This is a genomic window from Flavobacterium sp. 9AF, from assembly GCF_902506265.1.
Lineage (GTDB): Bacteria > Bacteroidota > Bacteroidia > Flavobacteriales > Flavobacteriaceae > Flavobacterium.
In genome coordinates this window covers 304,245-322,858 of sequence record NZ_LR733556.1, presented here as the reverse complement: position 1 = coordinate 322,858, position 18,614 = coordinate 304,245, and the positions used below count along the sequence as shown (strand labels likewise).

Below are 18,614 nucleotides of genomic sequence, written 5' to 3'. Positions count from 1 at the left end.
TTCTGTTATATTTGCTTTTATAACCCTTAGAAAAATGATTGTTACCATAGATGTCCATTATAAAACCGATTATGCCAAAACTGTTTTGCTATTTTTTGAAAATTGGCAAAGTGAAAACCCAAGTAATGTAGTAACTCATATTACTAAAGACGTGATGGAGTATGAACCGGGTTCTTTTTACAAAAGAGAATTGCCTTGTATTCTAAATGCTTTACAAACAGTTTCATTAGATGCAATAGAAATCATAATTATTGATGGATACATATATGTGGATAACGAAGGGAAATATGGTCTTGGAGGACATTTGTATGAAGCATTGGATAAAAAGTTTCCTATCATAGGAGTTGCAAAAACTTCCTTTCAAAGCAATAAAGATACCGTAGTTGAAATCTTACGAGGAGAAAGTAAAAATCCGCTATTTGTTTCTGCCATTGGTTTAGACAAAGAAGTAGCGGCAATGCATGTAAAAAATATGTATGGAAACTATCGTTTGCCTTATTTATTAAAGTTAATGGATCAAATAACGAAGGAGGATTAAGTAGTTGTTATGAATAGAAGAGAGATGAGAAAAGAAATACAATTTGAAAATTTGAAATTTAGAGAAATTTTGAAGCAATCTTTAGCAATAAAATTAGGTTTCACAGCGCTTTATTCTGGAGGACATGTTATTAGAAATGAAAAAGGATTTAGAGATAATGAAATAAGTATAGATTATATTTGGATTACTAAAATAAGTAGGTCATTTGTTGGTTGGGGTGGATTGATAACTATAAAATTAGAAGAAAGTCATTTTCGCAGTATCAAAAATCCTGAAAAATTAGTTCAAGGTATTTTTCTTTATGATGAAAAAGGAGAGATTAGAGCGTTCTATTTTGAAGAGCAAGTAAATGATCTTACAGATTCAATATATAAGATACAAAATTTAGAATTATTCAAGGCTAATGAAGGAATAACATTGGATGGGGTTTCCTATGATTATGAAGTAATTGCGAGAAATATTAAAACTTTTATTACTGTGAATAACCCTAATAGTGAAAATTGGAAACATTGGGAAAATGAGATTTGGAAATTAGGAAATAGACTTTCTCATGAATCGAAGAATGAGGAAATGATTGCATTATTTAAATAAGAAGTATCAAAAAATTAAACAAAATCAATGACTAACAAAAAAACACCTTTTTTAGATACTATTTATCATTTACGAACCCGAGAACATGCGATTATCTATGATAAGAAGTTGGATATTTCAAAGGAGGAAGAGCAGGAAGTTATTGAACTTCTAAGGGATGAATATGAAAAAGAAAAACTCAATTATCCTTTTCAAGCTCCTGATTTTGATGAATCAGCTGCGTTATGGGGAAGTAAAATAGTCTATTTCGCAACGCAATTGGTCTTAAATAGAGAAGATACCGCTAGTAAAATAAGTGCGTTATTTCCAGACTTTGGCAAAGCCATTACACCATCAGCAATGCTTTCAGCCGATTTGTGTCTGCGCTTTTTGCCGCTATTGCTTTTGCAATTGCAACACATGGATGCAGATGATATGATTCTTCCTGTCTTGGAACAAAAGCTTAAACAGTTTTCCTATTCAGGAATAGGATATGATATGGACTTAGAAAATTTGGATCATAGCGTTGTTTTATCAGACGATTGTATGACCCAATTATTTTTAGATAGAGTAGTGGAAAAAAAAGATAAAAACAGAGGCAATTTAGAAGTAATTAAACCTTTGCTTTTAGCCAATTTTGGCGATTTTAAAACGATTTTTTGGAACGAATTATAAATTATTTATAGATATAAATGAACACATTAGATACTTTAAACGCCCTTTTAAAACATATAAAAGAAACCTTCATTGGTAAAAATGAAATTGTCGATTTGCTAGGTATTAGCTTATTGGCGAGAGAAAATGCTTTTTTGTTAGGCCCCCCGGGTACTGCAAAGAGTGCGGTTGTAAGAGCCTTATCAAATGGTATCGAAGATGGTAAAAACTTCGAATATTTATTAACTCGTTTTACAGAACCTAATGAAATTTTTGGACCTTTTGATATTCGAAAATTAAAAGATGGTGAATTAGTCACCAATACCGAAGCCATGATGCCAGAAGCGTCTATGGTTTTTTTAGATGAGATTTTCAATGCCAATTCGGCTATTTTGAATAGTTTATTGATGGCTTTGAACGAAAAAATATTCCGTAGAGGTAAAGAAACAAAGAAATTACCCGCCTTAATGTTTGTGGGAGCGAGTAATTTGTTGCCCGAAGATGAAGCGTTAAATGCCTTGTTAGACCGTTTTTTAATTCGCGTGAAATGTGATTATGTGGACCCTGATTTATTGAACGAAGTACTTTTGGCGGGTTGGAAATTAGAAAATAAAACGGCTGAAACAACTCCAACCATTAAAGCTGATGAGATAAGAGCATTGCAAGCAGCAACTCGAAAAGTAGATTTGGCTCCTATTCGTAAAGAATATGTCGATTTAATTCACTCTTTGCGTAATGCGGGTATCAATGTTTCCGATCGTAGAGCGGTTAAAATTCAAAATTTAATTGCAGCCAGTGCTTTTATTTGTGGTAGAGATACCGCTATTTTATCTGATTTATGGGTATTAAAATACATTTGGGATACCGAAGAACAAATGGAAGTTTTAGAAGGTATCGTAAATCATGTTATAGAAAAAGATTCCAGTGAAAAGCCACATCCTCAAGCCATGTACAATAAAGTACCTGATGCTGAAGAAGTGATGAAAGAAGTGAAATATTTAGCTGAAAAATGGAATAGTGGTACTTTATCATTTGAAGAGCAGAATATTATAAAAGATAAATTGCGCTACGTACAAACAAGATGCGATTGGATTAAAAATCCAGAACAAAAAAAGTATATTCAAGAGGAAATTGAACAATTGTGGCAGAAAATGCTTAAAACATTTGCATAATGTACTATGTAGAATTAGAAAAAAGTCATTTGGACTATTTGGCTCCAATTCGTCATTGGGACAACCTGAAATTGGCTTTTGAAGGAGAAAGAGTTTTTATTAAAGACTTTACTGCTGTACAAATCAACGATACCGTGTTACTACAAATTCCACACATTATAGTGTATGAATTGAAGGAGCAATTGTTGTTTCGTAAGGATAAACTAGTGCCCTCTAAAAAATTGCCTACCGCTTTGTTATGGATGCCTATTTTGAATGCATTGCCTATTGATTTGCCTAAATATAATATGAATTATTTTGGTATTCATGATAAAATTGATATCAAGATAGTAAAAAGTAATGTGGAGCAAGAAGCTTTTGGTCTTATTACCAAAATAGAAGAAATTAAAGAATATATTGAAGCTTTACCTAAAGTACGTTTGCAAAACTTAAAATGGATAATTATTGAAGACAGCATTTTGTTTTTAGGAATGCCTTTATTACCAATTCAAGGACAAACCTATTGGTTAAAAGACAATTGTTTGTTTCCAACAGGCTATGCCTTGGAATTCGAAATTTTGTTCCCAATTATAAAAAAGGAACTCAACCCTAATAATGATAGCCTGCTTTTGTTTCAAAATAACAATAGTTATTTGTCTATTCCTTTGAGTGAATGTAAACCTTTAACCCTTAGTTCGTTTCGACTAACGGTAAACGAATAAAAAAATGGATTTTAAAAAATACTTTCAACAATACGAAGACTACTTTTGGAAATGTAATTTCTATTTTGACGAATCGGATAATTTTCGTTACATTTTTGAATCATTAGATGGTACATCGATAGCGTATAAAGAATATGTTACAGAAGTTTTAGAATTACTTTCGGATGATTGTATTCCGCCTTTTGGTTCATTGTTGTTAGCTATTGTGGCAACGAATCCAAATAGTGAAGCTACTTTGAATTCATTATATGATTATGCAAAATCAAAAGAAACCGTTTCCTCTTTCCCTAATGCTAATTTGTATCGAACAGGTGCTGCATTTGATTTTTTAAAGATACTTGCGAGCTTACCTGAGGAATATAAAACAGGGGACAATCGTATTTTGCTTTTCAAAACTATTTTTGAAAAATGCCATAATAGAGTGGGTAATGAAGTAGCTAAGAAGCTAATTGGTGAATTTGCAGCCATTACAGGTGATTATATAGAAATAATTGGATCAATTCCATTCAACGAAGCCAATTTTATAAAAGATTTTAGGACGATTGCTTTATTAAAGCAAAAGTTTCCAACCAAAGAATCTTTATTAAAAGCTTTAACAGTTTTACCCGAACCTGAAAAAATTGAAGAAATAGATGAAGAAGTTGTAAGTCAACCAGTTCAATCAAATAAAACGATTGATTTTATTGAAGAATTAATACAAGAAGAAAAAACGTTTCAAATAGGTAGTTTAATACAACGCATCTGGTCTGGATTAAATATTCCTTTTCATCATAATGTACCAAGTCAACAACCTCTAGGGGGTGTTTCTGATTTAACAAATAAAGGAGATTTTGATAGACTATTATTGTCTGAGTTTGCCAATGATGATCTTGTTTTTTTATCGCGTTTAGCTAATAATGAAGCCTTATACATTCAACGGGAAATTCCTCCACAAGACAATAAAAAAGTACGTGTTTTGTTGCTCGATGTTTCGTTAAAAAATTGGGGAAACCCAAAAATAGTAGCTTTGGCAACAGCATTAGCCATTGCTAAACATCCAAAGACAGATATTGAATGTGTGGTATATACTTTTGGAAATGATTTTTTATCTATAAAATTAGATACTATTCTTCAGGTGATTCATAGTCAAAATCAGTTGAGTAGTGTTTTAAATGGTGCTGAAGGATTGCAAACTTTTTTGGACACGGAATATCAAACCTTTAATGAAGTAGAATTATTTGTTATAACTACTACAGAAAGTTATGAGTCTGTTCCTTTTTTAAATGTTATGAATGAAGCGTATGACAAGATAAACTTCGTCATTACAACAGATTTTTTGGGAACCATAGATATTTATAAGATAAAGAATAGAACACGTAATCATGTTAAAAAGATACAACTACCATTAGAGGAATTATGGAGTAATCTCCCTAAGTCAATTCCAAAGCGTAACTTTACAAAAACAACTAGTACTAGTAAAATTCCGCTTTTGTATCCAGTAGAAAGAAACTATAATTCGATATTTCATTATGAAGAGATTTACTATATGTTTACCAATTCTAACTTGTTTGTTTTTCAAGAAGATTCACTAAAAAAAGGTGTTGAAATAATAGCGAGTCAAATTCCTTTTGTAAAAGGACAATATGCGCTTTTTAAAGATCAAAATGGAATGTTTCAATTAGCCAATTGGATAGAAAAGGAAAGAATTTTATCATTTTATAATTTAAAAGAAAAAAAACTTACTAGTAAAGAGATAGTGGTTAATACAGAATTAGAATTAAAACTTTTTGCAAAAGAACAAAACGTGTATTTTTCGGATGGTGAATTTTTCTATAAGATTACAAATGATTTTGATTGCATAGTAACATCTCATGAAGCTGTTAAGGAATATTTTAAAGATTATTTCTCAAAAAAGAATCAATTTACAACTAATTTTAAACAAAGAAGTACGGTATATACTGTATTTAACAATTTGAAAATAGTTCGAGTTTTAAATGATAACATGCAAGCTAATCCATATAAAGTGGATAGAAAGAAAATTATCCAATACAATAAATACAAGTTGCATTCCAATACCTTTGTAGAATATTACATTAAGGGTTTAGGAGGAAGCGAATATATAGTTTTAGAGAATAGAGTCTCATTAGTATTAAAAAGAGTTGTGAGTAATCATATTAATATTATAAAATACTTGAAAGAAAAATTAGGTTATTCTTTAAGTGAGGCAAAAATGATAGTTGATGACGAATACAGAAACATCGTTGAAAATATAACTAAAGAAGAAGCACTAAAATATAAAATTGATATTGAAAATTTAGGAGCTATATGTTATATAAAAGAAACACATGTTGTCTCCAAAGATGGCAGTACCATCAAGTGTAATAATGGTGTTTTAGAATTAGAGAGCAGTAATACCCATATTCCAAAAATATATATTCCTTTTATAGCTAATTATCCTTCTGCTATGGCTACAGATGAGGAATTTTCAGGAAATCCTTATTTTTTGCCAGAAGGAAGTAATTTAAAGACAATCCCAACAGAAGATTTTCATGAAAAGTATTACAATCCGTTTATCCAACATATTATAGATTATGAAACTAACGTTGCAACCGTGTAGAAAAAATTTGTACCCTCTTTCAGGAATTCTGATCAAAGGAGATCATCCACTAGTATGGTTGCAACAATTGCAAATCTTGGAAATTACTATAATTGATTATATGTGTTATTCGATACCTGGTAAAAAGGCAAACGAACTCTATGGGTGTTTGGTAATACTTCCTGTTGAGGCAATTAAGAAAGCGTATTCACATTTGAGAGTTCAATGTTATGAAGAAAAGATTTTTATTCCAGAATTCACAACAATTACTCCCTTTATAAATAAAGAAGAGGCAAACAAGATTTTAGGAGCTAATTTCCATTTTTTACATCCAGAATTGGGTTTAATCGAACTAGAAGAAGCGATTGATTGGGGTAAAATTCTAAATCCTATTCGTCAGATAAATGTGAAACTAAAAACACCTTATCCAAGTGTTTTTATACCTAAGCAGTTACAATCAGTTCATGTAGAATATGATGAAGAAACTATTTTAAAAGCCTTAGAAGAACCAATATCTGAACAAGAATATTTAGAAAGCTTGCCTTTTGATATGAAAAAACTCATGGCTGGAAATAAAAAAGAAATGGAAAAGTTTTTAGCGTTTATGGATAAAAATCCAGAAGCTGCGATGAAATATGCTTTACCATTAGATACATTGGGAACAGCTAGAGGAAATCATTCTGGAGTATTTCAGTTTGGAGGTAGTTTTAAAGAATCTTTTTCTCGTTTTTTTGGGTGGACAGACAATGCGGGTAATCCTATTACTCATAATGCTAGTGAAAAAAGTTCAAAAATTTTAAATCTACTTTTATTAGTTATAGGTATTTTCTTTATGTTTAGTCTTATCAAGAGTTTTACTAATTATACTATATTGGATTCAAAAAGTATAACAAAAGACTTTTCAGGATCTTCGCTGGGTAACCTATTGGTACTTATTTTATTTATAGGTATATGTAGTGTGGGAATTATTCGTTTGTGGATGCAATCTAAATTTGATTTTAAAGGCAAAACTTCAACAATTAATAAAGTTATAATGGTTTTAATCTTACTACTAGCACTCTATTATTTAATAAGTTTTATGTATTCTAATTTTGGACTTACAAAGTGGCATTCATTATTGATTTTACTTTTCATCTCGGTATTAATTTATCGTTTATTCAATGTTGAAAAAGAAATATTTAAAAGTAAAGATGAAGATGGAAAATAAACACAATTTTGAAAAAAAAGTTATTGAGGTTGTCTTTATAATACTTATAATCAAGATTATATATTCTTTAATTTCAGGATTCTATCTTAGTAGTAATCAATTTATAATTTTAATGTTTACTACAGTAATATTCTCCGTTGTTTTGTATAATATATTAAAAAAATTAACCTCTTTAGGAAATAATAAAAATTCCTACAATCAAGGTTTAGGTAACAATGTACTATTAGAATCTAGTGTTTATAATACTCTTGAACAAAAATATAGAGATTTGGCGAAAGAGTATATTAAAAATAAAGAATATAAAAAAGCGGCTCATGTATATATGAAACTTTTAAAAGATAATTATACAGCTGCAAATGTTTTATATGAAGGAGGTTTATATATTGAAGTGGCTACAATTCATTTAAAATATTTAAAAGACGAAAAGAAAGCTGCGGAATGTTTTGAAAAAGGTAATGCCTATACCGATGCTTTAAAGTTATATGAAAAACATAATAATTTTGAGAAAGTAGGGGATATGTATGTTTGTCTAAACAATAGAGAAGAAGCAAAAAAATGGTTCTATAAAACTGTAAATCAAGAAATTGCATCGGGACAATATGTTAAAGCAGCTCTATTGATTAGAAATAAAATTAAGAATGTAACTGAAGCACAACAATTATTATTAGATGGTTGGGAGAAAGGCATTCAAAGAGAAGACTGTTTATCAAATTATTTTCATTTTATACAAAATCAGAATAGTATTGATGAAGAAATCAAAACGATTTACGATACAAAAACAAATGATAATAATAAACGAATATTTTTACAAGTAATTAAAAAACAATTTGGTAAAAATGAGCAATTAGATAAAAATATACGAACAATTTCTTATGAAATTGTGGCAGAATATATTGATAAAAACCCTGAAATTGTTTCCGAATTAAACTATTTAAATGCTCAAAACACTACTTTTACGAAAGATGCTTTGCGATTTAAATTAAATAAAAGAAGAAATTAAAAAGAAGTTATTAGAATTAAGAAAAATATAAGTAAAACAATAACATATAGTTAACAAGATTTGAAAATCATTAACTTTTTTAGTTAAAACTGCAACGTAGCTTTGTTAAACCAACTAAAAACAAAAATGATGAAATCAAAAATGACTATTACAGCAGTACTACTTTTAGGACTTTTACCATTGTTTTCACAAAACAGAGGTGTCTTATGGAATGAGAATCTACGAAAACCAACGGATACATTGGCTTTTGAAAGAATCATAACTTCATTAAATCATTTTTTAAATTTAAAGGATAACGAAAATGATAAAAATACCTTCGTTTTGGAATCACAAAAAGAAACAACCTTCATCTTGCTTGATGAAATGAAAAATGTGGAAAGAAATGAAAAATTAAATGATAATTTTTTTTACAAGCCTTATCTTATCAATATAGTAAAACAAAATGATAGCGAATACTTGCTTCAAATAGCCTATTTAGGGAATAATGAAAATACACCTCAATTAAAAGCACAATTTAATTTAATTGCACACCAAAATAATGATATTTTTTTATTTTCTTCTCCATTTCTTAAAAATATCAAGAATTGGAAACAGATACAGATGGATAAAACTCAGTTTATCTATGAGAATAGTATAAATGTAAAAAGAGTTAAACAGTATATGAAATTAGCAACTCTTTTTGATAAAAAACTTAAAATTTCTGATAAAGAAACAACTTTTTATTGTTGCAATACAGCTTTTGATTTTCTAAATTTAATAGGTGTTTCCTATAAATTAGATTATAATGGTAGAAACGAAGGAATTTGGAGTATCGTTTTTACGAACAAAAAGTTGATTTTTCTAGCCAATCAAAATAGTCAATTCGATTATTTTGATCCACATGATTTATGGCACGATAGATTGAGTTTAATTATTTCTAGAAGCAAAATAAATAAGCCAGTTGATGAAGGTTGTGCCTATTTATATGGAGGCAGTTGGGGTTTATCATGGGATGAAATTTTTAGAGCGTTTCTAGACCAAGTTGCCATTGATAGTAAAATGGATTGGAAAAAAATTAAGGAAGAACGATTTAATTTTAAAACAAAAGATTATAATAATAGTGCAGACTATATTGTAAATGCTTTATTAGTAAAGAAAATTGAAAAAGAAAAAGGATTTGAAGGTGTTTGGGAACTATTAAATGTAGGGCCTTCTGAAGCTGGAAATGAAAAATATTATAAAACACTTGAAAAACTTACTGGAATTACTAAGGAAAATTACAATGAAAAAATTTGGGAATTAATTAATAATGAAAAGTAAATTACCTAGATAAATTAAGAATTTTATAAAAAAAATAACATATTTTGATAATCTAACATTTTTTTGCTCCTTTAAAAAAGATTATATTCGCGCTACAAAAGAATTATATTAATATGAAAAAAATTTTATTATCGCTTATTGCCATAATTACGCTTTTACCTTCATCGGTTAAAGCAGACGAAGGAATGTGGTTTTTAATGTTTATAGAACGTTTAAATCACAGAGATATGCAAAAAATGGGCTTACAGTTAACTGCTGAAGAAATTTACAGTATAAACAATCATAGCTTAAAAGATGCTATAGTTCAATTTAATGGTGGTTGTACAGCAGAAATGATTTCTAAAGATGGGTTAGTTTTAACAAATCATCATTGTGGTTATGATGCTATCGCTGAATTATCAACAGCTGATAAAAATTATTTGAAAGAAGGTTATTGGGCAAAAAATAGAGCCGAAGAATTAAAACCTTCAAGTTTATATGTGCGCTTTTTTGTTCGTATGGACGATTGTACTAAAAGAATTTTATCGGTTGTAAATCCATCTATGAGTGAGGCAGATAGAGCAAAAGCCATCAATTCTGAAATTTCAAAAATTGAGAAAGAAAACAATGAAGGAGGTAAATATACTGTTTCAGTTAGACCTTTTTTTCAAGGAAACGAATATTATTATTTTGTTTACCAAGACTATAAAGATGTTCGTCTTGTAGGAACACCACCAGAAAGTTTAGGTAAATTTGGAGGAGATACAGATAACTGGGAATGGCCTCGTCATACTGCAGATTTTTCAATGTTTAGAGTATATGCTGATGCAAATGGTAACCCAGCAGATTATTCTAAAGAAAATGTGCCTTTACAACCAAAACATCATTTACCAGTTAATATTGGAGGTGTAAAAGAGAACGATTTTGCGATGATTTTAGGATATCCTGGAAGAACGAATCGTTGGATGCCAGCTGGTGGAATTGAACAAAACGTAAAATTTGCTTATCCTGCTTGGGTTGAAGGTTCTAAAACAGGTATGGATAACATGAAAAAATATATGGTGCAAAGTGATGCTTTAAACTTAGTTTATGCTTCAAAATTTGCAGGTGTTGCCAATTATTGGAAAAACCGTCAAGGGATGATTGATGCTTTAACCAAATTTGAAACAGCAAAGACGAAAGCCGCTCAAGAAGCTAAATTTGATAAATGGGCAAATAAACCAGAAAATAAAGCGAAATATGGAAATGTTGTTGCTACTATTAATGCTTACTATGCGATGACAAATGAGAAATCGCGTCATGATAATTATTTAATGCAATTATTTAGAACTTCTGCTTTTGGAACCGTAAGTAGAGGTTTAGGTAGACAATTAGAAAATTATATCAAAGCAGATGCAACTAAGAGAACTCAAATGGCACCTACAATAATGGAAATGGCAGAAGGAATGCACAAGGAGCTTCATTTACCTGCTGAAAAAGATATCTTGGCTGCTCAATTGAGTTTGTATAATAAAAAAGCAGGATATACTTTAGCACCGATTGTAGAAAAATTAGCAAAAGAAAATGGAGGTGATTTTTCAAAATATGTTAACGAAATTTTTGATTTAAGTATCTTTACTTCATTAGACAGAATAAAAGCTTTTTTAGATTTACCATCTGAAGAATTACTTAAAAATGATCCATTATATGTTTTATCAAACGATTTATTAACACACTATTCTTTCAAGAGTGAAGAATTACTAAAAGCACAAAATGATTTTGAAGCTTCTTTTAGATTATTAGTAGAAGGATTAAGAGAATCAAAAATAGGTGAAATTAAATACCCAGATGCTAATTCTACTTTACGTTTAACTTATGGTAAAGTAAGAGCATTGCCAGCAGACAAACGTAATGATGCAGTTATTAATAATTATACAACTTTAGAAGGTCAAGTTAAAAAATACAAAAAAGGAGATTTGGAATTTGATTTACCTGTTCGAGTATTAGAAATGAACGCTAAGAAAGAATTTGGTCGTTTTGCCGATAAAGATGGATCTTTGCATGTTAATTTTTTAACTGATAACGATATTACTGGTGGTAATTCGGGTTCTCCTGTATTAAATGGTAAAGGTGAACTAATTGGTTTAGCTTTCGATGGAAATATTGAAGCTATGGCTGGGGATGTAATTTTCGATAAAAAATTGCAAAGAACAATTAATGTTGATATCCGTTATGTTTTATGGGTAATTGAAAACTTCTCCGGAGCTAAAAACATAGTTGATGAAATGACTTTGATTAAATAAGACCTAAGAGAAATTATAAAAAAACCGTTTCAAGTTTTATTTTGAAACGGTTTTTTTTATTTGGTAAAGAAAAATAGAGGAATGATTTAGATAATCTTTTTTATGACTCTCAATTTATGCGTATGTCTATTTGTTTCAGCATTATAAATACCTAAATGATCCAATCGATCGATACGTACTTTTCCAGAAGCATGAATAATATAATTATCTTCCATCATGATTCCTACATGAATAATATTACCTTCTTCGTTATCGAAAAAGGCTAAATCTCCAGGCTCACTTTCTTCAATAAAACTCAGTGCTTCACCTTGAGTGGCTTGTTCAGAAGCATCACGTAAAATTTTATACCCGTTTAATTTGTAAACCATTTGGGTAAAACCAGAACAATCAATACCAAATGGTGTTTTTCCACCCCATAAATAAGGGGCATTGAGATACATATAAGCAGTTTTAATTAAATTTGACTTTTCTTTAATACCACAAATCTTTATCCCTTCAAAAATATAATTTGAAAAATTAATTTGTTCATTATCTAAAAAAGACAAACAACTTCCTAGTGGAATAGGAATTAATTGATTATTTGGTGTAGAAATATACTCAATTAGATCACCATTTAGCACTATAGGAGATTCTTCAAGTATAGCAAAATGATCTTCTCTAATATGTAGATATTGTTTATTGTCTATCCAGCCAATATAATGATCAAAAGCGGTTTCAATTTTTGTCCATTTTTCAATTTTTTCTAAAACTTTAAAATGATCACCAAATAATAATTGTGAAACTTGTTCGCTTCTATCTGATGGTTCTAAACGAAGTGGCACAATGGCTAGATTACAAATTCCAAACATGGTTTGTTATGATAAATACTTATGAATATGAGTTAGGCAAAATTACGACTCCTAACTCATAATTCATAATTTAAATTTAAGCTCTTTCAATTACAAGGGCAGAAGCACCACCACCACCATTACAAATAGCAGCTGCTCCTAATTTAGCGTTATTTTGTTGTAATACACTAAGTAAGGTTACTACAATTCTTGCTCCTGAGCATCCTAGCGGATGACCAAGCGATACAGCTCCACCATTTATATTTATTTTGTCTTCTGTTATACCTAAAATTTTAGCGTTGGCCAAACCTACAACAGAAAAAGCTTCGTTAAACTCAAAAAAGTCAATATCATTAATAGTTAAATTGGCTTTATCTAATGCAATAGGTAACGCTTTTGCAGGAGCAGTTGTAAACCATTTCGGTTCTTGCGCTGCATCTGCATAAGATTTAATATACGCTAATGGTTTTAATCCTAAAGCATTTGCTTTCTCTTCACTCATTAAGATTAGAGCAGCAGCACCATCATTAATAGTAGAAGCATTTGCAGCTGTTACTGTACCTTCTTTTGTAAAAACAGGAGCAAGGCTTGGTATTTTATCAAGCTTTACGTTAGTGTATTCCTCATCTTTAGATACAATAATAGCATCACCTCTTCTTTGAGGAACTTCTACAGGTACAATTTCAGTATCAAATTTACCATTTTCCCAAGCTTTAGCTGAGCGTTCATATGATTGAATAGCAAAATTATCTTGTGCTTCTCTTGAAATGTTATGTTCAGTAGCACACAAATCGGCACAAACTCCCATAGCATTGTTATCATAAGCATCTGTTAAACCATCTTTTTGTAATCCGTCAATTAATGATGTAGGACCAAATTTAACTCCATTTCTCAAGTGTACATAATGTGGAATTAAACTCATATTTTCCATACCTCCAGCAACAACTACTTCAGCATCTCCACTCATGATAGCTTGTGCACCTTGCATAATTGCCTTCATCCCACTGGCACAAACTTTATTTACAGTTGTACAAGGAACAGTATCTGGTATTCCAGCATATAAAGCAGCTTGTCGTGCAGGTGCTTGTCCGTTTCCAGCTTGAACTACATTTCCCATTAATACTTCATCAACTTCTTTTGGATCTAAATTTATTTTATTTAAAGCTCCTTTTATAGCGGTTGCTCCTAATTTTGTAGCAGGAACAGTAGATAATGAACCCATAAAGCTACCGATAGGTGTTCTTACTGCAGCAACTATAACAACTTTTTTCATGATAAGGTTTTTTTAATTGAATTGCGAATTTACTATTTTTATTGATAAAAAATGTAATTTTTACAATATATTAGGTCTTGTGAAGTTTCTTACTATGAAATATTCATTTAAGTTAAAAAAAAGTTATTTTGTATCTTGTTGAATGATAAGCTTTTCAGAAAAAATATTAAAAAAAAGAAAAAAAAACTTAAATAAATGTTGTAAATTACAATACTAAGATATACATTTGCAACCGCAAAAAAGATCAGTTCTTTGTAAGATTATTGGAGAGGTGCCGGAGTGGTAACGGAGCAGATTGCTAATCTGTCATCGGGTAACCGATGCCAGGGTTCGAGTCCCTGTCTCTCCGCTTTTTTGTTTTCGGGGTGTAGCGTAGCCCGGTTATCGCGCCTGCTTTGGGAGCAGGAGGTCGCAGGTTCGAATCCTGCCACCCCGACTAAAAAAGTATTGGTCTCGTAGCTCAGCTGGATAGAGCAACTGCCTTCTAAGCAGTAGGTCTCAGGTTCGAATCCTGACGGGATCACAAAAAGCCTAGCAATTGCTAGGCTTTTTTGTTTTAATATATTAGAATTATTTTATTCTACACATTCTAAATTTTCTATAAAGTAGGAACTGGGTTTTATATTTTCATTTAAAATTTCTGATTGAATCGCATCGTTTATGATATAATCTTTTGATTCTCCTGTATATTGCACTCGCATAACAGTAATTCTTGATTTTTTAAGTTCATCATAATTTAATTTTGTAAATACAAAATAACCTTTTAATAGTCGAATATTGCTATTTTCTTCAGATAAATAGGTTAGGGTAGAGCAAGTTTCTGTATTTACACTTAATAAACTTACAATTTTTCCACTTTCAAGTTGAAAAACAATTTTTGATTTAGCATCAAAACATTTTACTGGAATAAAATCCTGACTCTTTTGAATTTGTTGAAAGCTCAATGTAGGAACTCCATTATGATTCAATAATTTAAATTGAATAAATTCTTTTGATGTTCCAAAGATTTTTTCATAAACCAATTTATCAGGCAAAGCCTTTAAAAAGGTTGTATCTGTTTTTTCTTCAAAATCATATTTACAATCTTTTTTTTGTGCAAGACATAATAATGGAACTAAGCTAAGGAATAGGAATAATTTCTTCATTTTAGATTAAATTTTTGAGCAAAGCAAAACTATTTTATTATTTTCAATATCTGTAGTAAAAAAAGCAAAAATTGAACCACCTTCTTTAATTTTATATTTTTTTCTAATTTCTTCTACTTTAAGAGGGAAATTTCTAGTAGTGATATTCATTTTTTGATTTTCCAGATGTTTTTTGATTTCTTTTTTCTGAAAAGGAAATATTGCATCAATTTTGAAAGTTCTTCCAAAAAAATCAATTTTTTCCTCAGAAGTATATAAATGTGAATGTTGATGCAGTTTATGAATTTTGAAAATTTCCGAAATTGCATTAAAATAACCCGATTTTAATAAAGCAGAATTCGGTTCGTATAAAAAATATTTAGGTAACGAATAAGTGGGAATATAATTTTGTTTTAGTGATAAATTTATAATATCTGTTTCTCCTTTTTCAATATTAACACAACTTATAATGATAAGGTCCTTATAATCTTTTTCAATTTCCCATAAAATTTCTTTAACTTCATTTTCAACGGCAATAATATGTATTTTTTTTACAAATTGTAATTCAGATAAACCAGATTGAATATCCAGTAAAGGAGCCGTTTTAATTAATATTTTGTTAGTATATAGAAAATAGAAACTTAAATTTTTAGGGACATTTGGTTCGCAATCGCCTAATAAAAAGACTTTTCCTTTTATATCGTTTCTTCTTGAAGGATCAATGTAAATCCAATCGAATGTTTTATTCATCTCTTTAAGAAGAGTAGTGCTATCTCCAGATAGACAAACAATATTTTTTGAATTGAATTGTTCAAAATTGTGTTGCACAAGGTTTGATAAAGCTGCATTAATTTCGCAATGTATAACAGAGGTAATTTTTTTTGAAAAATAGAAGTCATCAACACCAAAACCACCCGTTAAGTCAATTAGACTTTCTCCAGAAACAAGAGAAGCTTTGTAAGCTGCAGTTATTTCAGATGAAGTTTGTTCAATAGAAATCTTTGGTGGATAAAGAATGTTTTTAGTTTTAAACCAAGTCGGTAATTTTTTTCTGGCTTTTTGTTTTGAGACAATTTGATTAACAATTGTTATATGATCAATTGGAAAACTACTTTTTAATAGTGCTAAATGACTAGGGTCTTTTTCTATGTTAGTATTAATGAAATTCTGAATGTCTTCTCTTAATAATACTTCTTGTATACTCATTACAAGTCTTTTGTTAATGCTTTTATAATCTTATTTTCTGGTAAAAATTCTTTCCCTATTACTTTTAGTGCTGTGTAGCTGGGTACAGCAATAATCATTCCTGTTATACCAAATAAAATACCAGCACATAAAATAACTAAAAAAATCTCTAACGGATGTGATTTGGTGCTTTTTGAAAAAATTATAGGTTGACTCAAATTATTATCTATTAATTGAACAATAAACATTCCACAAATTACATATATAGTATTTGGCAACGTACTTTGAATAAAATCATCACCTATGCCGCTAATCATTATTAATAAAGTAGCAACAATCATTCCTAATAGAGGACCTAAATATGGAATGATATTTAGAACTGCACAAAGTAATGCTATAATAAAAGCATTATCAACTCCAAAAATTAAGAACACAATTAAATATAAAATTAGTATAATAAAGAGTTGTAATAATAAACCAATAAAATAACGTGAAAGTAAATGTTGAATTTTATCTATAGAAACTAAAATTTTTGTTTTGTGATTTCTAGGTAAAATGAATTTGAAAATTTTAAATGCTTGTTCTTTTTCTTTTAATAGAAAAAAAGATATAAATAAAACGGAAGCTAAACCCATTCCTAGATTGCCTACAATATTTATTATTCCATTAAAAATATCTGGAATAAAATTAAAATTGATTTTTGAAGTTAGATTTGAAGAATCTATAAGTTGTTTAAAATTAACATGATAAGTTTCTAAATAATTACTTATGCTAGAAACCATGTCATTAAAACCAATTTCTAAGGAATTAATATCTAAAAGAGATAAATTTTCTCCTTGTGAAATGATTAATGGTACAAAAAGTAAAACGAAACTTATAATAAGTAAAACAAAAAATAATAATGTAGTTATAACATGATATACTTTTTCTAGAAATCCGTAGCCTAGCTCATTGTAAACATCATAATAAACACCTATAATTGATTTTGTTAATTCTTGATGAGGGAAAAATTTCATTAATTGCTATCATTATTTTAAAATTCAGATTAAAAAAGATTAAATAAATCTATATAATCAAAGTAATTACTTTCAATAAAATTATAATAGATTTTAAATTTTTTCAATTTCTTAAATCTGTGTTTCTAAGATTTTAAATTAAAAGAAAAAACCAAACCCCAAAATAATTGGAATTTGGAATTTTATAATTTGGAACTATTCCGATTATTTTTTGATTAATCCTAACTCCACTAATCTTTCATGTAAGAATTCACCAGCGGTTATATCTTCGTATAATTTTGGATTATTTTCATCAATACATTCAGGTAAACAGTTTAAACTCATATCACTTACTGGATGCATGAAAAATGGAATTGAATATCGCGAACTTCCCCATAATTCTCTTGGAGGATTTACCACTTGATGAATTGTAGATTTCAATTTATTGTTTGTATGACGCGATAACATATCACCCACGTTAATCATTAATTCATCAGGTTGCGCAATGGCATCAACCCATTCTCCATTATGGTTTTGTACTTGTAACCCTTTTCCTTGAGCACCCATTAATAATGTAATCAAGTTGATGTCTCCATGAGCTGCAGCTCTAACAGCTCCATCTTTAGGTTCATCTGTAATAGGAGGGTAGTGAATAGGTCTTAAAATACTATTTCCGTCTTTGATGTATTTGTCAAAATAAAATTCATCTAAACCAATGTATAAGGCTAAAGCTCTTAAAACATAAATACCAGTTTTTTCAAGCATTTGATAGGCTTGTTTTCCAACTGGGTTAAAATTAGGTAATTCCGTTACCTGAACATTATCAGGATATTCGTTTTCGTATTTTGACCCTTCGGAAACATATTGTCCAAAGTGCCAAAATTCTTTTAAATCTCCAGCAGAACGACCTTTAGCATGCTCTTTACCAAAAGATACATAACCTCTTTGTCCTCCAATACCAGGAATCTCATATTTTGATTTGGTTTCTAGAGGCAAACTGAAGAAATTTCTAACTTCACCATATAAGTCCTCTACTAATTTGTCATCTAGAAAATGACCTTTTAATGCTACGAAGCCGATTTCTTCGTAGGCTTTTCCGATTTCATTTACAAATTTTTGTTTACGTGTCGGATCATCCGACAGGAAATCACGTAAGTCAACACTAGGAATTTGTTGCATACTAAAACTTTATTGTTAATAAATCTAAAGGCGCTTAGCCCAAGTAAATACAAA

The 18,614-nt window shown here is 29.7% G+C and carries 16 protein-coding genes and 3 tRNA genes; 13 read left to right on the top strand and 6 right to left on the bottom strand.

What is annotated here, in order from left to right; translation table 11 throughout:
• The first annotated feature begins 34 nt into the window (after positions 1-34).
• The 10 genes from HALO113_RS01575 to HALO113_RS01530 all read left to right on the top strand — a co-directional run bounded on the left by HALO113_RS01575 (position 35) and on the right by HALO113_RS01530 (position 11,977).
• A complete protein-coding gene (locus HALO113_RS01575; RefSeq protein WP_159777353.1) occupies positions 35-538 on the top strand; it encodes an endonuclease V in 504 nt (167 codons plus the stop codon).
• A 24-nt stretch (positions 539-562) separates the two neighbouring features.
• Positions 563-1,129, top strand: a complete 567-nt coding sequence (locus tag HALO113_RS01570) for a hypothetical protein (protein WP_159777352.1) — start codon at positions 563-565, stop codon at positions 1,127-1,129.
• Positions 1,130-1,156: 27 nt separating this feature from the next.
• Positions 1,157-1,783 (top strand): hypothetical protein, encoded by a 627-nt coding sequence (locus HALO113_RS01565; RefSeq protein WP_159777351.1) that lies wholly within the window; start codon positions 1,157-1,159, stop codon positions 1,781-1,783.
• Between the two features lie 17 nt (positions 1,784-1,800).
• Positions 1,801-2,934 (top strand): AAA family ATPase, encoded by a 1,134-nt coding sequence (locus tag HALO113_RS01560; protein WP_159777350.1) that lies wholly within the window; start codon positions 1,801-1,803, stop codon positions 2,932-2,934.
• Positions 2,934-3,635 carry a hypothetical protein gene (locus HALO113_RS01555; protein ID WP_159777349.1) on the top strand — a complete coding sequence of 234 codons (702 nt, stop codon included), beginning with the start codon at positions 2,934-2,936 and terminating at the stop codon, positions 3,633-3,635. The genes HALO113_RS01560 and HALO113_RS01555 overlap by 1 nt, the downstream gene beginning before the upstream one ends.
• A 4-nt stretch (positions 3,636-3,639) precedes the next feature.
• Entirely contained in the window at positions 3,640-6,231 is a 2,592-nt protein-coding gene (locus HALO113_RS01550) for a ribosomal protein L7/L12 (RefSeq protein ID WP_159777348.1), read from the top strand.
• Positions 6,206-7,417, top strand: a complete 1,212-nt coding sequence (locus tag HALO113_RS01545; protein ID WP_159777347.1) for a hypothetical protein — start codon at positions 6,206-6,208, stop codon at positions 7,415-7,417. The genes HALO113_RS01550 and HALO113_RS01545 overlap by 26 nt, the downstream gene beginning before the upstream one ends.
• Positions 7,418-7,529: 112 nt before the next feature.
• Complete coding sequence (locus HALO113_RS01540; protein WP_236554568.1) at positions 7,530-8,417, top strand: hypothetical protein; 888 nt, start codon at positions 7,530-7,532, stop codon at positions 8,415-8,417.
• Between the two features lie 126 nt (positions 8,418-8,543).
• Positions 8,544-9,716: a hypothetical protein gene (locus tag HALO113_RS01535; protein ID WP_159777345.1), complete on the top strand. Its 1,173-nt coding sequence runs from the start codon at positions 8,544-8,546 to the stop codon at positions 9,714-9,716.
• Between the two features lie 113 nt (positions 9,717-9,829).
• Positions 9,830-11,977 carry a S46 family peptidase gene (locus HALO113_RS01530; RefSeq protein WP_159777344.1) on the top strand — a complete coding sequence of 716 codons (2,148 nt, stop codon included), beginning with the start codon at positions 9,830-9,832 and terminating at the stop codon, positions 11,975-11,977.
• A gap of 86 nt (positions 11,978-12,063) precedes the next feature.
• Here HALO113_RS01530 and HALO113_RS01525 read toward each other — a convergent pair whose 3' ends face one another.
• A complete protein-coding gene (locus HALO113_RS01525) occupies positions 12,064-12,825 on the bottom strand; it encodes a C40 family peptidase (RefSeq protein ID WP_159777343.1) in 762 nt (253 codons plus the stop codon).
• A gap of 76 nt (positions 12,826-12,901) precedes the next feature.
• The gene (locus HALO113_RS01520) at positions 12,902-14,080 is read right to left on the bottom strand and encodes an acetyl-CoA C-acyltransferase (protein ID WP_305069223.1); all 1,179 of its coding nucleotides are present in this window, start codon (positions 14,078-14,080) and stop codon (positions 12,902-12,904) included.
• Between the two features lie 262 nt (positions 14,081-14,342).
• Between HALO113_RS01520 and HALO113_RS01515 the strand changes: the two genes are divergently transcribed.
• The 3 genes from HALO113_RS01515 to HALO113_RS01505 all read left to right on the top strand — a co-directional run bounded on the left by HALO113_RS01515 (position 14,343) and on the right by HALO113_RS01505 (position 14,600).
• Positions 14,343-14,426, top strand: a tRNA-Ser gene (locus tag HALO113_RS01515).
• A gap of 12 nt (positions 14,427-14,438) precedes the next feature.
• Positions 14,439-14,513, top strand: a tRNA-Pro gene (locus HALO113_RS01510).
• Positions 14,514-14,526: 13 nt separating this feature from the next.
• A tRNA-Arg gene (locus HALO113_RS01505) sits at positions 14,527-14,600 on the top strand.
• Positions 14,601-14,652: 52 nt separating this feature from the next.
• Here the strand turns inward: HALO113_RS01505 and HALO113_RS01500 are convergent.
• From HALO113_RS01500 to HALO113_RS01485, 4 genes are all read right to left on the bottom strand, one after another.
• Entirely contained in the window at positions 14,653-15,222 is a 570-nt protein-coding gene (locus HALO113_RS01500) for a hypothetical protein (RefSeq protein WP_159777341.1), read from the bottom strand.
• A 6-nt stretch (positions 15,223-15,228) separates the two neighbouring features.
• Positions 15,229-16,407: a class I SAM-dependent methyltransferase gene (locus HALO113_RS01495; protein ID WP_201297547.1), complete on the bottom strand. Its 1,179-nt coding sequence runs from the start codon at positions 16,405-16,407 to the stop codon at positions 15,229-15,231.
• Positions 16,407-17,402 (bottom strand): AI-2E family transporter, encoded by a 996-nt coding sequence (locus tag HALO113_RS01490; RefSeq protein WP_159777340.1) that lies wholly within the window; start codon positions 17,400-17,402, stop codon positions 16,407-16,409. The genes HALO113_RS01495 and HALO113_RS01490 overlap by 1 nt, the downstream gene beginning before the upstream one ends.
• Before the next feature lie 204 nt (positions 17,403-17,606).
• Positions 17,607-18,560, bottom strand: coding sequence for an isopenicillin N synthase family oxygenase (locus HALO113_RS01485; protein WP_159777339.1), 954 nt, complete (start codon positions 18,558-18,560; stop codon positions 17,607-17,609).
• Between the last annotated feature and the right edge of the window lie 54 nt (positions 18,561-18,614).